Source organism: Serratia sp. CoH_122_TC_1, assembly GCF_058191755.1.
The window spans coordinates 139757-152860 of the sequence record NZ_JBXWLA010000002.1 but is presented as its reverse complement, the minus strand read 5'-3'; the positions used below and the strand labels follow the sequence as shown (position 1 = coordinate 152860).

The window sequence follows — 13104 nt, the reverse complement described above, 5'->3', positions numbered from 1 at the left end:
AAAATTTTTAGTAAAAAATACCGCAAAATCAGTAAAGCGTTAACTTGATCACAAAGGGTGAAGTCGGTATCTTCGCCAGTAGCATCGCGAACATATTGACCGCCAGGCAGGGTGCTATAAGGACGTTTATGGCGGGGTATACCTGATGAATGACGACATTGGCTCTAAGGATGCCGTGTAAAATTCATTGGGTGAAAAGGGGGGATGGATCATCTGGGCGTATACCTTGTTGAGCTGTCCCGGTAAGCTAGTGTTTTTTGTCTATCCATTGAGACTTTATGGCCACACTGAAGGAAATCGCAGAAGCTGCGAACGTGTCCGTTGCTACCGTTTCGCGGGTGCTGAATGACGATCCCACTCTGAGCGTGAAGGCGCAAACCCGGCAAAAAATCCTGGAAGCTGCGGAGCGTCTCGAATACAAAGTCCAACCTTCAAAGCGTCACAATGGACATCGGCTGACGTTCGCTGCGCTGTTTACCTATAAGCAGGGTATTGAGATTAACGATCCCTACTATCTGGCGATGCGTTATGGCATTGAAACTCAATGTGAAAAACTCGGCGTTTCGTTGGTGGCCTGCTACGACTTCAATGGTGAAAAATCGTTGCCTGCAGCGGATGGTCTGCTGGTGATTGGTCGACCGCAGCCTGCGTTGTATGAGCAGTTGAGCCAACAAAAACTGCCGGTGGTGTTTGTCGATGGTATCGTTGAAGATCCGCAGTTCGATTGCGTGAACGTTGATTTATTCAAAATCAGCCAGAAGGTGATCGACTATTTCATTGGGCGGGGTTACTCACGCATTGGGTTTATCGGTGGGCGTGACGATCCGGCCTTTGCCGATCAGCGCGAGCAGGCGTTTGTAGAGTATGGCCGTCTGAAAAGTGTGGTACAGCCAAAGGATATTTACACCGGTGATTTTAGCAGTCAGGCGGGCTATCAGTGTGCCAAGAAAATGCTGGACGGTACCGCCGATTATCCTCCTGCGCTGTTTGTAGCAACCGACTCTATCGCCATCGGTGTTTTACGTGCTTTACACGAACATTCGATTCAGGTGCCTGGGCAAATTGCGCTGATCAGCGTGAACGATATCCCGACCGCGCGCTTTATTTTCCCCGCCTTATCAACGGTTCGCATTCCTTCAGAAACCATGGGCGCTCAGGCCGCCAATCTGCTGATGGAGCGTATTCGTGATGATCGGACCGTTCCTTTATCCATCTTCGTTCCTAGTTCGCTTCAACTGCGCGACACCACCGTAGTGTAAGAAAACGCCCTGTGTTGCTGGCCGATTGCCGCAGCACAGGACGCCCGCCAGAGTAAAAATTAACATCATGATTAAAAAAGATATTTAAAATTTAGTGTGATCCCGTCGGCATTAGGTAAATATGATCTGTAGTTTTTACTAAATATTTACTATCGTTCTCCCATTGAACGATGTCGGGAGACGTGACGTGAAAAATTGGGAAAACATAGAAAAGCAGTCGGAAAATCGGTTACCACCGCGAGCGAGTTTCTTCAGCTATCAGAATGCCGAACAGGCATTGCGTTTTGATCGCAACGCAAGTTTGGGTTTCCAACTGCTGAGCGGGCGTTGGCAGTTCCGTTACTTCGAGCACCCTGATCGGGTACCGGCTGCGTTCTACAGCGAGCCAATGGCAGAGTGGGGTGATATTGACGTGCCGGGCATGTGGCAAATGGAAGGGCACGGTCAGCTGCAATATACGGATGAAGGGTACCCCTTCCCGATCGACGTGCCTTATGTCCCGACCAATAACCCTACTGGTGCCTATCAACGTCATTTCACGCTTGATGCTGAGTGGGCAAATCAGCAGGTCATCATCAAGTTTGACGGTGTGGAAACCTATTTTGAGGTCTATCTCAACGGCCGCTACATTGGGTTTAGCAAAGGTAGCCGGTTGTCTGCTGAGTTTGACCTCAGTGACCATGTGAAGCCAGGTGATAACCTGCTGTCTGTCCGCGTGATGCAATGGGCTGACTCTACCTATATTGAAGATCAGGATATGTGGTGGATGGCCGGCATTTTCCGCGATGTATATCTGATCGGTCAAAAGCAAACGCACATCCATGATCTTCGGATAGTCACGTCCTTCGATAAGCAGTATTGCGATGCGGTGCTGGCGATAGACGTGGGGCTGCACATGCTCGGGCAGAATGTGGCGGCGGGTTACCGTCTGACCGCGCAGCTTTTTGATGGTGAAACGTGCATTGCCGAACAGAGGGTGAACAATCTCACTATTGGGCAGCATAGCGATTGCCGGTTTGAGATCCCGGTCAGCCAGCCGAAGCAGTGGAATGCGGAAGACCCCTACCTGTACCCATTACTGCTTAGCCTGTATGACAGCAGTGGCAATCTGTTGTCAGTGGTGCCACAGCGTGTGGGGTTCCGTGAGATAAGCGTGCGCGACGGGTTATTCCACATCAACGGACGTTATCTCAAGCTGCATGGTGTTAACCGCCATGACCACGATCACCACAAAGGGCGAGCGGTGGATATGGCGCGGGTTGAACGCGATATTGTGTTGATGAAGCAGCACAACATTAACTCAGTGCGCACCGCACATTACCCGAATGATCCCCGTTTTTACGAGTTGTGCGATATCTACGGTCTGTTCGTGATGGCAGAAACCGATCTGGAAAGTCATGGTTTCGCCAACGTGGGTGATATTAGCCGTATCACTGACGACCCTCGTTGGGAAAATGCCTACGTCGAGCGTATTGAACGCCATGTAATGGCACAGAAAAATCACCCCTCAATCATTATCTGGTCACTGGGCAATGAATCTGGTTATGGCTGTAACATTCGCGCCATGGCCAAACGGTGTAAAGCACTCGATGCCACCCGATTGGTGCATTACGAAGAAGACAGGGATGCGGAAGTGGTTGACGTGATCAGCACCATGTATTCCCGCGTCGCGATGATGAATGCGTTTGGAGAATACCCGCATTCCAAACCACGCATTCTGTGTGAATACGCCCATGCAATGGGGAACGGCCCGGGTGGGTTGTTCGAATATCAGTCAGTGCTTAACCGTCATGCCAGCCTTCAGGGGCACTATATCTGGGAGTGGTGCGATCACGGGTTACTGAGCCATGATGAACAGGGGCGTGAACGCTATCAGTATGGCGGGGACTACGGTGATTACCCGAATAACTACAACTTCTGTATGGATGGACTGATCTACCCTGACCAGCGTCCTGGCCCCGGCCTACGTGAATACAAGCAGGTTCTGTGCCCAGTAGAGGTGAGCGGTGTAGGTGAAATGAAGCCGGTGCTGCAGGTTAAAAACCGCTATTGGTTCAGTTCGCTTGCGGATATTACGTTGAAAGTTAGCATCAAGGCTGGTGGCCGGCAATTGGCCAGCCACGAGATTAAGCTACCGCATTTGCAGCCGGGCGAATCCGAAGAGGTTCATCTGCCAGAAGTGGTACTGGGCGGGCAAGAAACCTTCATTGATATCGCCGTATATAAAGACAGCGCAACCCGCTACAGCGAAAGTGGGGCGCTGTTGGGGCAGTATCAGCATTTGTTGCAACCTGCCTCCGCGTCACTCAACCCGCCGCCAGCGTGCTCTCGCACTTCTGCGCTGCAATGCGAAGATGAAAACCACCAAATAGTCATCACTGGCGACAACTTCAGTCTCGCGTTCTCGCGCTTGAATGGCGAACTTCAGTCATGGCGAGTTGCGGGGGACGAAGTGGTAGGACGTGCGCCGCACCTTTCTTTCTTCAAGCCAGTGATCGATAACCACAAGCAGGAATATGAAGGTATCTGGCTGCCGAACCATTTGCAGATCATGCAGCACCATTTCCGCAGTTTGCATTGGGAGCGACAGGGTAATGACATTGTGATCGACGTTCAAACGTTGATCGCACCGCCGGTATTTGATTTTGGTATGCGCTGTCGTTACCGCTGGCAGATCTCGCCGCAAGGCCACGTCAGCCTGGATCTGTCAGGGACACCTTATGGTGATTTCCAGCAGGTTATTCCAAAAATCGGGTTGGACTTTGGTCTTAGCCGCCGTTTTGGACAAGTGGCGTATTACGGCCGTGGGCCAGGTGAAAACTACGCGGATAGCTGTAAGGCCAATCTTATCGGGTATTACCAACAGCAGGTTGGTGAGTTGTTCGAGCATTATCCATTCCCGCAGGATAACGGTAATCGCCAAGAGGTACGTTGGTTAAGTTTGCAGGATGCTAACGGCAACGGGATCTTTATCCAACCGCGAAGACCACTCAATTTCAGCCTGTGGCCCTACAGCGCCGAGATGTTGCATCAGGCACAGCATGTTAACGAACTGCAGGAAAGCGACTACCTGACGTTAAACCTTGATGATCAAATCTTGGGGCTGGGTTCCAATTCCTGGGGCTCAGAAGTACTGGATTCATATCGAGTTTACCTGTCGCCGTTCAGCTACGGCTTTACGCTGGTGCCTTTTAACCAGCAAGAAACCGATGGTGCAACGCTTGCCGAATATCATTTCGCACCCGTCAGTAATAACGCTCAGTCAGAAAAGGCGAACTCATGATTATTATCAAGTCATTAGCGGAGTTTCAGCTTATTTATCGTGCAGGGAAAAAATGGCAACGCTGTATGGAGGCCATTAATAATATTGAACATATCGTGCCGAATGTTTTTTATTCGGTTGGCGATTCACTTGTTTATCGGCTGGCGTCTGGTCAAGACCAGCAACATGGCTGGTTAGAGGGGAATCGTCGTTATTTTGATCTGCACTATTACCTTGCAGGACAGGAAACGATCGAGATTGCTGATAAAAGCACGCTGATATCGGTGGTGGCCTATCAGGATGAAACCGATCGTGAGTTTTTCAGTGGGCACGGCGAAACACACCGTGTGGGACAAGGCAGTGTCGTTATTTTTGAGAACCATCAGGCTCACCGATTTAAAGAAAGTAACCAGGTGAAAAAAGTCATTTTGAAAGTGACGATTGAAGACAGCTATTTCGTTAACAAATAGTGGAATAAAAATAAATCCCATCACTTTCAAGCTGCTGGCAATAATGCTGTCGCTTGAAAGATGACGGGTATAAGTACCCTACATATTTCGGAGAGTGTCTATGGCTGTGTCGAATAGAAACACTATCGGCAAGTTCGGTTTGCTGGCAATGACGTTCGCGGCAGTGTTCAGCTTCAATAATGTCATTAATAACAATATCCAGCTTGGCATTGCGTCTGCCCCGGTTTTCCTGGTGGCGACCATCATCTATTTTATTCCATTTTGTTTAATCATTGCGGAGTTCGTTTCTCTGAATAAGAACTCTGAAGCTGGCGTGTATGCTTGGGTAAAAAGCGCTCTTGGCGGCCGTTGGGCGTTTATGACTGCCTATACCTACTGGTTTGTTAACCTGTTTTTCTTTACCGCGTTGCTACCGAGGGTAATCGCTTACGCGTCTTACGCTTTCCTCGGCTATGACTATGTCTTTACACCATTAACGACCTCGATCATCAGTATTTTCCTGTTTGCGTTCTCGACCTATATCTCTAACAGCGGAGCCAAACTGCTGGGGCCGATGACGTCTGTGACATCTTCGTTGATGCTGTTGCTGACGTTTTCCTACATTATCCTGGCGGGAGTGGCGGTGGTCGGCGGCATCGAGCCGGCTAACCCGATTACGGTAGAGGCCATTACGCCAAACTTCAACTGGGCCTTCCTGGGTATTACCGCGTGGATTTTCCAGGCAGCGGGCGGAGCAGAGTCTGTTGCGGTATATGTGAATGACGTGAAGGGCGGCAGCCGTTCGTTTGTGAAAGTGATCATCATCTCCGGGCTGGTGATCGGCGTGCTGTATTCGGTATCATCCTTGCTGCTTAATGTGTTCGTCAGTCGCGCAGATTTGCACTTTACTGGCGGCACGGTGCAGGTGTTTGAAGGGTTGTCAGCGCATTTTGGTCTGCCTGTTGTGTTGATGAACCGCTTTGTTGGTCTGGTTTCCTTTACCGCTATGTTTGGTTCATTGCTGATGTGGACCGCTGCACCGGTGAAAATCTTCTTTACTGAGATTCCTAAAGGTATCTTCGGCGAGAAAACAATCCGGCTGAATAAGCATGGTGTCCCGACCCGTGCGGCGTGGTTGCAATTCTTCATTGTGATCCCACTGATGCTGATCCCGACGCTGGGTTCTGACAGCGTACAAGAATTAATGAATACGCTGATCAATATGACCGCTGCTGCATCAATGCTGCCGCCGCTGTTCATTATGTTGGCTTACCTGAACCTGCGTTTGAAGTACGACCGCGTACAGCGTGACTTCAAAATGGGCTCACGACTACAGGGGATTGCGATTGTCAGCACGCTGATCGCTATTTTTGCCGTGGGCTTTGTTGCCTCAACGTTCCCTACTGGTGCCAGCATCATGACCATTGTATTTTATAACGTGGGCGGGCTGGTAATATTCCTTGGGTATGCTTGGTGGAAATATAACCGTTATGCGAAGAGCCTGAGTGCTCAAGCGCGCTACGATGAGGATACGCCGTTAGCGAAGATCGCGCTTGAGTCGCAGAACGGTAAAAAGAACCTCAGTGGCGATTTGGGCTGTAGCAGCTTGTCGTTGTGATTATGCATGCTACTTGGCGTTGACTAAGTGGCAGCAAATAGCGGTTGAGGTTTTAGACCGCTGATTTGTTTTCAGGACAACTGTGAAAGCCATCTCTTTTCTGCGGGATGGCTTTTTTTCAGACTGCACCACAAATCGATTAAACTCTGCCAACCAAACAAAAGTTAGTCTCTTAAGACAAAAGCGCTATCCATTTGTTTTACTATGATTATTATCAGAATAAAATACTGTGTTATGGCTAATGATTATTTTAGGCTACTTCCTCCCCCCAAAACCGCATTTATAATTTGATGACTATCACAGAATTACTGCTGAAACTTCATTCATCCGCATTACGATCGCCTTCCCAAATCCTCGTTAAAGATATGAATCTCACTTTACTGAATTTCATGGTCGTTATAAAACAAACTCATGTTTAAAAACAAACAAGTGTCCAATATGACCAGCAGAGAAAAACAGATATTGCATATTCTGAGACGTGATCCTTTGATCCCACAGCAGGAAATTGCCGATGTTTTAGGTATTAGCCGCTCTGGTGTCGCCGGACACATAATGAACTTAATTAATAAAGGATATATAAAAGGCAAGGGCTATATATTGTCGGAGCACAGTTATGTGGTCACCGTCGGTTCGACAAATATGGACGTCTGTGGTTATGCCGCATCTAAATTGGTTTATGAGGATTCTAATCCAGGAAAAATAAAATGTACGCCAGGCGGTGTAGGTAGGAACATTGCACAAAATATCGCGTTGTTAGGCCGAGAATGTCACCTTATTTCCGTTGTCGGCAATGATTTTTATGGTGAAACATTGTTGGAGCAGGCAAAACTGGCGGGAGTGCATATCGATAACTTCCATAAATTGCATGGCGAAAATACCTCAACCTACGTTTCTTTGCTCGATAACAGCGGAGAAATGCTGGTAGCCATTAATGACATGCGGATCCTTGAAAAACTCACGCCGGCATTATTGGCCACCTCTAAAGATCTGATCAAGCATGCGGGGGTGTTAGTGGTGGATTGTAATCTCACGGAGGATGCGCTGGCTTGGTTATTCGGCCATTCCGGCAGCGTACCGGTATTCGTTGATACCGTATCGGCATTTAAAGCGCCCAAAATCCGCCGTTGGCTCTCCCATATTCATACGCTCAAACCAAACCGCCTCGAAGCCGAAATCCTCAGCGGCATGCCTATTCACGGGCCACAGGACGCGCAGCCGATTGCCCAATGGTTCCACCAACAAGGGGTGCAACGATTGGCGCTCAGCATGGGGCCCGAGGGCGTTTATTACAGCGAAATCGACGGGCAAAACGGTTGGTCACAGCCATTGGCCGTCAACATTGTCAACGTGACCGGTGCCGGAGACGCCATGATGGCGGGCCTGGCTCACTGTTGGCTGGAAGATATGACGCTGGCAGACAGCATTCGTTTTGCCCAAGGCTGTTCGGCATTAACGCTTTCTTGCGAGTTCACCAATAACCCTAACCTGTCGAATGGCAGCGTTCAAAAACTGTTGGAGCTACAATCATGAAAAACACCCTTATTTCCCATGACTATCTGGATATTTCGCCGGAGGTTGCCGAGGCCTTGGCCAATAAGCGCCCGGTTGTGGCTCTGGAATCCACCATCATCTCTCACGGCATGCCGTACCCGCAAAACGTACAGACTGCGCTGGACGTTGAGCAAAAGATCCGTGACAACGGCGCGGTGCCCGCCACGATTGCCATTATCAAGGGCCGCATGAAAGCGGGGTTAACCCGCGAGGAAATCGAACTGCTTGGCAAAGAAGGCCATAAGGTGGCGAAAGTCAGTCGTCGTGACCTGCCATTTATCGTTGCTGCCGGTAAACAGGGTGCGACAACGGTGGCCTCCACCATGATTATCGCCGAGATGGCGGGCATCCACGTTTTTGCTACCGGTGGCATTGGCGGAGTACATCGTGGTGCTGAGCACACTTTTGATATTTCAGCGGATCTACAGGAACTGGCGCGCACTAACGTTGCGGTGATCTGTGCCGGCGCCAAGTCCATTTTAGATTTAGGGCTGACCACAGAATATCTTGAAACGCACGGTGTGCCGCTGATTGGTTATCAGACCCCAACGCTGCCTGCGTTCTTTTGCCGCACCAGCCCTTTCAGCGTGAGCATTCAGTTGGATGCTCCGGCGGAAATTGCCCGGGCGATGGCAACCAAATGGCAGGCGGGCCTGGAGGGCGGCATGGTGATTGCCAACCCGATCCCTGCGCAGTATGCGGTACCGGAAGATAAAATTAATGCCGCCATTGAGCGGGCAGTGCGTGAATCGGTTGAACAGGGCGTTCAGGGAAAGGACAGCACGCCATTTTTACTGGCCCGGGTGGCTGAACTGACCGGTGGCGACAGCCTGACCGCCAATATTCAATTGGTGTTCAACAACGCCAAATTGGCAGCGCAGATTGCGTGCTGTTATCAGGAGGAAGCGGCCTAAGATATTGTGCGGGGATAGGATTGGGGCGCTTCACCCCGCTTGAGTGAATCGGGGCGAATTTATTCGCCCCTTACAGATACGGCATGTATTGCCGTTAGCAACGCTGCGGCTTGAAATACACCGGATACAAAAGGATGGATTTATGGACTTGCTGCGCAGTCTGTTTGGTATCTGTATTCTTCTCCTTATTGCGTTTGTTTTTTCCAACAACCGAAAAAGAATCAGCCTAAGAACCGTAAGCAGTGCATTAATACTGCAAGTGCTTCTCGGCGCGATAATGTTGTATGTGCCCACCGGTAAGTGGGTGATTAATGCGATTGCCGGTGGCGTCAATAAAGTCATTTCGTACAGCGATGCGGGCAGTGCATTTATTTTCGGTGGCTTGGTTGGGCCGAAAATGAATGTTTTGTTTGACGGCGCGGGTTTTGTTTTCGCTTTTCATGTTCTGCCGGCAATCATTTTTATTACTGCGCTGATCTCTATTCTTTATTACCTGGGCGTGATGGGCTGGGTGATTAACCTATTGGGTTATGTTTTCCAGAAAATGCTGCGGATCAGCAAGGTCGAGGCTTTTGCCGCGGTAACCACCATTTTTTTGGGGCAGAACGAGCTGCCGGCTGTCCTGAAGCCTTTTATTAGCAAGATGAACCGCAATGAGCTGTTTACCGTGATTTGCAGCGGAATGGCGTCGATCGCCGGATCGATGCTGGTGGGCTATGCCGGCCTTGGCGTACCTATTGAATATTTACTGGCGGCTTCGCTGATGGCGATCCCCGGAGGGATACTGTTTGCACGGATGCTGAGCCCGGCAACCGAGGTGTCGCAGGTCGAGTTCAGCCAAATGTCATTTAGCGAAAAACGTCCTGCCAGCATTATCGAAGCGGCGGCCAGCGGCGCAATGCTCGGGCTGAAAATTGCGGTAGGTGTCGCTACCGTGGTGATGGCATTTGTGGCGTTAATTGCGTTGATTAATGGCCTGATTGGGGGCGTGGGCGGCCTGTTGGGCTGGGAACACCTGAGCCTGGAAAGGCTGTTCGGCTATCTGTTTTCTCCGTTGGCATACATCATGGGGGTTAATTGGGACAACGCAGGCTTGGTTGGCGGCCTGATTGGGCAAAAGCTGGCCATCAACGAATTTGTCGCTTACGTAAATTTTTCTGCCTACCTTAAAGACACCGTTGCCATGCTGGATCCAAAAACTGTCGCTGTGATTTCCTTCGCGCTGTGCGGGTTCGCCAACTTTGGCTCGATCGCCGTGGTGGTAGGGGCATTCAGTGCGGTAGCCCCTGAGCGGGCTTCGGATATTGCCAGCCTGGGGCTGCGCGCGTTGCTGGCTGCCACATTATCGAATCTGATGAGCGCCACTATCGCCGGGTTGTTTATCGGTTTGGGGGCACTGACTCTTGCAGGATGATTTCTGCCTGGTTTAACCGTCAGCCGTTATCTTGCGCTGTAAACTTGCGCATTAGATAAGTGAGTACTAATGTTTAGTCATGAATGAAAATGACATCTTCAAAGCGCTGGCGGATCCCACCCGGCGCACCATCTTCGAGAAACTGGCCGCTGGCAGCATGAATGCCAGCGCGCTGCGTGAAGGTATGCCTATCAGCCAATCGGCGATGTCACAGCACTTGGCGGTGTTGCGGCAGGCTGGTCTGGTGTGCGAAGCGCGCCAGGGCCGTTTCGTCAATTATCAGGTGGATCCACTCGGACTGGCACTGATAGCCCAGTGGCTGGATAAATACCGTGCCTTCTGGCCGGCACGTATCGACAGGCTGAACGTGTTGTTAAAGGAGATGGACCAATGAACCCGACCGATGCCAACCCGCAGCCACTGGTGCTGGAATTCCGTCTCGATGCACCGGCAGAGAAGGTCTGGCGGGCGATTGGCATCCCGGCATTGCGCGAGCAATGGTTACCGAATACTACACTGGCCGATGCTGAACCTGTCGCTGTGACACCGGGCAAAGAAATCAGTTACCGGATGCGTGATGACCAACCTCCGTACCTCGAAAGCACCGTGACGTTGCAAATTCAGCCTACCGCGACGGGTGGCAGCCTGCTACGTGTCATTCACCGGCTGGACGACGACCGGTTAACGGCAGCGAACGACAGCGGATGCCACCTGATGCGCGCTGCCTGACGTTCAATTTATCTTTCCAATCTGAAAACAGGAGTTCACCCATGCGTGAATCGATGCTGCTCGTCCCTATGGTGGTGGAACAGACCAGCCAGGGAGAACGTTCGTTCGACATTTATTCGCGCTTACTGCGTGACCGTATCGTTTTCCTGAACGGCGAGGTAAACGATCAGGTGGCTGAAATGCTCTGTGCTCAGCTGCTGTTTCTTGAGGCTGAAAATCCAGAGAAACCGATCAATCTGTACATCAATTCGCCGGGCGGCGTGATCACCAGTGGTTTTGCCATTTACGACACCATGCAATACATCAATGCGCCAGTGCATACGTTATGTATGGGCACCGCGCGTTCGATGGGATCATTGTTGCTGATGGCGGGGGAAGCGGGGCATCGCATGGCGCTGCCCAATGCTAGCTTGCATGTGCACCAGCCACTGGGAGGTTTTCAGGGGCAGGCGTCAGATATTCTGATCCACGCTGAAGAGATGAAGCGCACCAAGCACGCCGTGATCCGGCTGTACGCCGAACACTGTGGCCGTAGCTATGAAGAGGTCGAGCGTGTTCTCGATCGCGACCGCTTTATGAGTGCTGATGAGGCGGCAGAGTGGGGGTTGATTGATAAGGTGCTACGCGCTCGCGGATAACGTGTTCAGCAGACGATCAAGAGCCTGTTGATATTGCTTTTGTAGTGCCTGGACTTGTAGGGGCTCGCCGCGAACCGAAACAAGGGCCAAGCCACTGCCATGCGCATGATCAATCAAAATATCGCGCCAAAGAAGGGGATCTGTCGTGATCTTGGCCAGCAAGGCCATGAGGCGATCGGTGATCTGACGGGTTACCCCGGCAAAGGCTTCGGGTGTAGCAAAAATCGCCAGCGTTAATTGGGGATGGTGACCCACAGCACGGTGGTAGCGAGTGAGCAAAGTGCGAATTTCTGCCTGATGATCTGGCAACCCGTCCAATCCTGCCAGCGTTTCCGCATAAACGCGATCCGACAAGGCGCGTAGCAGCCCGGCAAGGTCACCAATGTGGTGATACAGGCTCATTGGTGTGACGCCAAGCCGGGCGGCGAGGGCACGCATCGTCAGCCCTTGTCCGCCACTTTCATCCATCAGGCCAAGAGCGGCATTCAGAATGTCATCTCGCGCCACCCCTTTGCCGTTGGTCGGCCGTCCGCGTGGGCGCGTCACTGGGGCAGCACCCTATAGTGGGACTGCACCAGGCCCGAAGGGAAGCTTCGGCTTGATACCAGTGCTAAACCGATGTCTTGTGCCATGTCGCCGAACAACGGCCGGCCCGAACCCAGTAGCACGGGAACGGTGGTGATCACCATATCGGCGATCAGCCTCTCGCGCAGGAAGGACTGTATTAATTGCCCGCCATCAACATACACCCGATGCACTCCCTGCTCGGCCAATGACTCAAGCGCGTGCTTTGGCGTGAGAGTGGAGAACCGGACTTTGCCCTCCAGAGCCAGAGGAACCGGTTCTTTGGCCAGCTGTTCGGACAGCACGAGTACCGGGAGGTTATAAGGCCAGCGATCGAAGGTGAGCACTTTTTCATAAGTGCCTCTTCCCATCAGGATCATGTCTTTGTCAGCGATAAAGTCGTCGAAACCATGATCTTCGGCCGAGGTGTCGCGTTGCAATAGCCAGTCGATGTCGCCATTTTGCCGTGCGATAAAACCATCCAGACTGCATGCGATGAAAACGTGTGCGGTAACCATTGAGCGCTCCATATTTATACGATGTATATTATTGCGCTGACGTGGCTCAAAATCAATATCATCGGTTAAAACAAAAAATCCACGTTGGGGCGTGGATTGAGATAACTGACGAACTCTTAATTTCCGTACTCGCAGAACTATGCAGCAAAAATCGTAAAGCAGAATGGTTACCGCCTGTGATTGTCATT

Annotated in this window: 12 protein-coding genes; 10 read left to right on the top strand and 2 right to left on the bottom strand. The window is 51.1% G+C overall.

Features of this window, described 5'->3' with window-relative positions; all coding sequences use genetic code 11:
- The first annotated feature begins 278 nt into the window (after window positions 1–278).
- The 10 genes from ebgR (at window position 279) to AC2FC2_RS03220 (ending at window position 11834) form a co-directional block, all read left to right on the top strand.
- Window positions 279–1259, top strand: a complete 981-nt coding sequence (gene ebgR, locus AC2FC2_RS03265; protein ID WP_490658720.1) for a transcriptional regulator EbgR — start codon at window positions 279–281, stop codon at window positions 1257–1259.
- Window positions 1260–1446: 187 nt separating this feature from the next.
- Complete coding sequence (gene ebgA / locus AC2FC2_RS03260) at window positions 1447–4542, top strand: beta-galactosidase subunit alpha (RefSeq protein WP_490658719.1); 3096 nt, start codon at window positions 1447–1449, stop codon at window positions 4540–4542.
- On the top strand, window positions 4539–4991 hold the full coding sequence (locus AC2FC2_RS03255; protein ID WP_490658718.1) for a beta-galactosidase subunit beta: 453 nt from the start codon (window positions 4539–4541) through the stop codon (window positions 4989–4991). Before ebgA ends, AC2FC2_RS03255 begins: the two co-directional genes overlap by 4 nt.
- Window positions 4992–5091: 100 nt before the next feature.
- Window positions 5092–6588, top strand: coding sequence for an amino acid permease (locus AC2FC2_RS03250; RefSeq protein ID WP_490658717.1), 1497 nt, complete (start codon window positions 5092–5094; stop codon window positions 6586–6588).
- A gap of 411 nt (window positions 6589–6999) precedes the next feature.
- The gene (locus AC2FC2_RS03245; protein WP_490658716.1) at window positions 7000–8118 is read left to right on the top strand and encodes a PfkB family carbohydrate kinase; all 1119 of its coding nucleotides are present in this window, start codon (window positions 7000–7002) and stop codon (window positions 8116–8118) included.
- Window positions 8115–9053 carry a pseudouridine-5'-phosphate glycosidase gene (locus AC2FC2_RS03240; RefSeq protein ID WP_490658715.1) on the top strand — a complete coding sequence of 313 codons (939 nt, stop codon included), beginning with the start codon at window positions 8115–8117 and terminating at the stop codon, window positions 9051–9053. Before AC2FC2_RS03245 ends, AC2FC2_RS03240 begins: the two co-directional genes overlap by 4 nt.
- Before the next feature lie 142 nt (window positions 9054–9195).
- Window positions 9196–10467, top strand: coding sequence for a NupC/NupG family nucleoside CNT transporter (locus tag AC2FC2_RS03235; protein WP_490658714.1), 1272 nt, complete (start codon window positions 9196–9198; stop codon window positions 10465–10467).
- Between the two features lie 79 nt (window positions 10468–10546).
- On the top strand, window positions 10547–10861 hold the full coding sequence (locus AC2FC2_RS03230; protein ID WP_209632834.1) for an ArsR/SmtB family transcription factor: 315 nt from the start codon (window positions 10547–10549) through the stop codon (window positions 10859–10861).
- A complete protein-coding gene (locus AC2FC2_RS03225; RefSeq protein WP_490658713.1) occupies window positions 10858–11196 on the top strand; it encodes an SRPBCC family protein in 339 nt (112 codons plus the stop codon). Before AC2FC2_RS03230 ends, AC2FC2_RS03225 begins: the two co-directional genes overlap by 4 nt.
- A 41-nt stretch (window positions 11197–11237) precedes the next feature.
- Entirely contained in the window at window positions 11238–11834 is a 597-nt protein-coding gene (locus AC2FC2_RS03220; RefSeq protein ID WP_490658712.1) for an ATP-dependent Clp protease proteolytic subunit, read from the top strand.
- Here the strand turns inward: AC2FC2_RS03220 and AC2FC2_RS03215 are convergent.
- Window positions 11817–12380, bottom strand: a complete 564-nt coding sequence (locus tag AC2FC2_RS03215) for a TetR/AcrR family transcriptional regulator (RefSeq protein ID WP_209632837.1) — start codon at window positions 12378–12380, stop codon at window positions 11817–11819. The genes AC2FC2_RS03220 and AC2FC2_RS03215 overlap by 18 nt on opposite strands.
- Entirely contained in the window at window positions 12377–12916 is a 540-nt protein-coding gene (locus AC2FC2_RS03210; RefSeq protein ID WP_404759783.1) for a dihydrofolate reductase family protein, read from the bottom strand. Before AC2FC2_RS03210 ends, AC2FC2_RS03215 begins: the two co-directional genes overlap by 4 nt.
- Between the last annotated feature and the right edge of the window lie 188 nt (window positions 12917–13104).

What these genes read in the sequence shown, in the direction of transcription:
- AC2FC2_RS03220 (WP_490658712.1), top strand. Translation starts at nt 11,238, where the DNA reads ATGCGTGAATCGATGCTGCTCGTCCCTATGGTGGTGGAACAGACCAGC.
- AC2FC2_RS03250 (WP_490658717.1), top strand. Translation starts at nt 5,092, where the DNA reads ATGGCTGTGTCGAATAGAAACACTATCGGCAAGTTCGGTTTGCTGGCA.
- AC2FC2_RS03240 (WP_490658715.1), top strand. Translation starts at nt 8,115, where the DNA reads ATGAAAAACACCCTTATTTCCCATGACTATCTGGATATTTCGCCGGAG.
- AC2FC2_RS03245 (WP_490658716.1), top strand. Translation starts at nt 7,000, where the DNA reads ATGTTTAAAAACAAACAAGTGTCCAATATGACCAGCAGAGAAAAACAG.
- AC2FC2_RS03210 (WP_404759783.1), bottom strand. Translation starts at nt 12,916, where the DNA reads ATGGTTACCGCACACGTTTTCATCGCATGCAGTCTGGATGGTTTTATC.
- AC2FC2_RS03255 (WP_490658718.1), top strand. Translation starts at nt 4,539, where the DNA reads ATGATTATTATCAAGTCATTAGCGGAGTTTCAGCTTATTTATCGTGCA.
- AC2FC2_RS03230 (WP_209632834.1), top strand. Translation starts at nt 10,547, where the DNA reads ATGAATGAAAATGACATCTTCAAAGCGCTGGCGGATCCCACCCGGCGC.
- AC2FC2_RS03235 (WP_490658714.1), top strand. Translation starts at nt 9,196, where the DNA reads ATGGACTTGCTGCGCAGTCTGTTTGGTATCTGTATTCTTCTCCTTATT.
- AC2FC2_RS03225 (WP_490658713.1), top strand. Translation starts at nt 10,858, where the DNA reads ATGAACCCGACCGATGCCAACCCGCAGCCACTGGTGCTGGAATTCCGT.
- ebgR (WP_490658720.1), top strand. Translation starts at nt 279, where the DNA reads ATGGCCACACTGAAGGAAATCGCAGAAGCTGCGAACGTGTCCGTTGCT.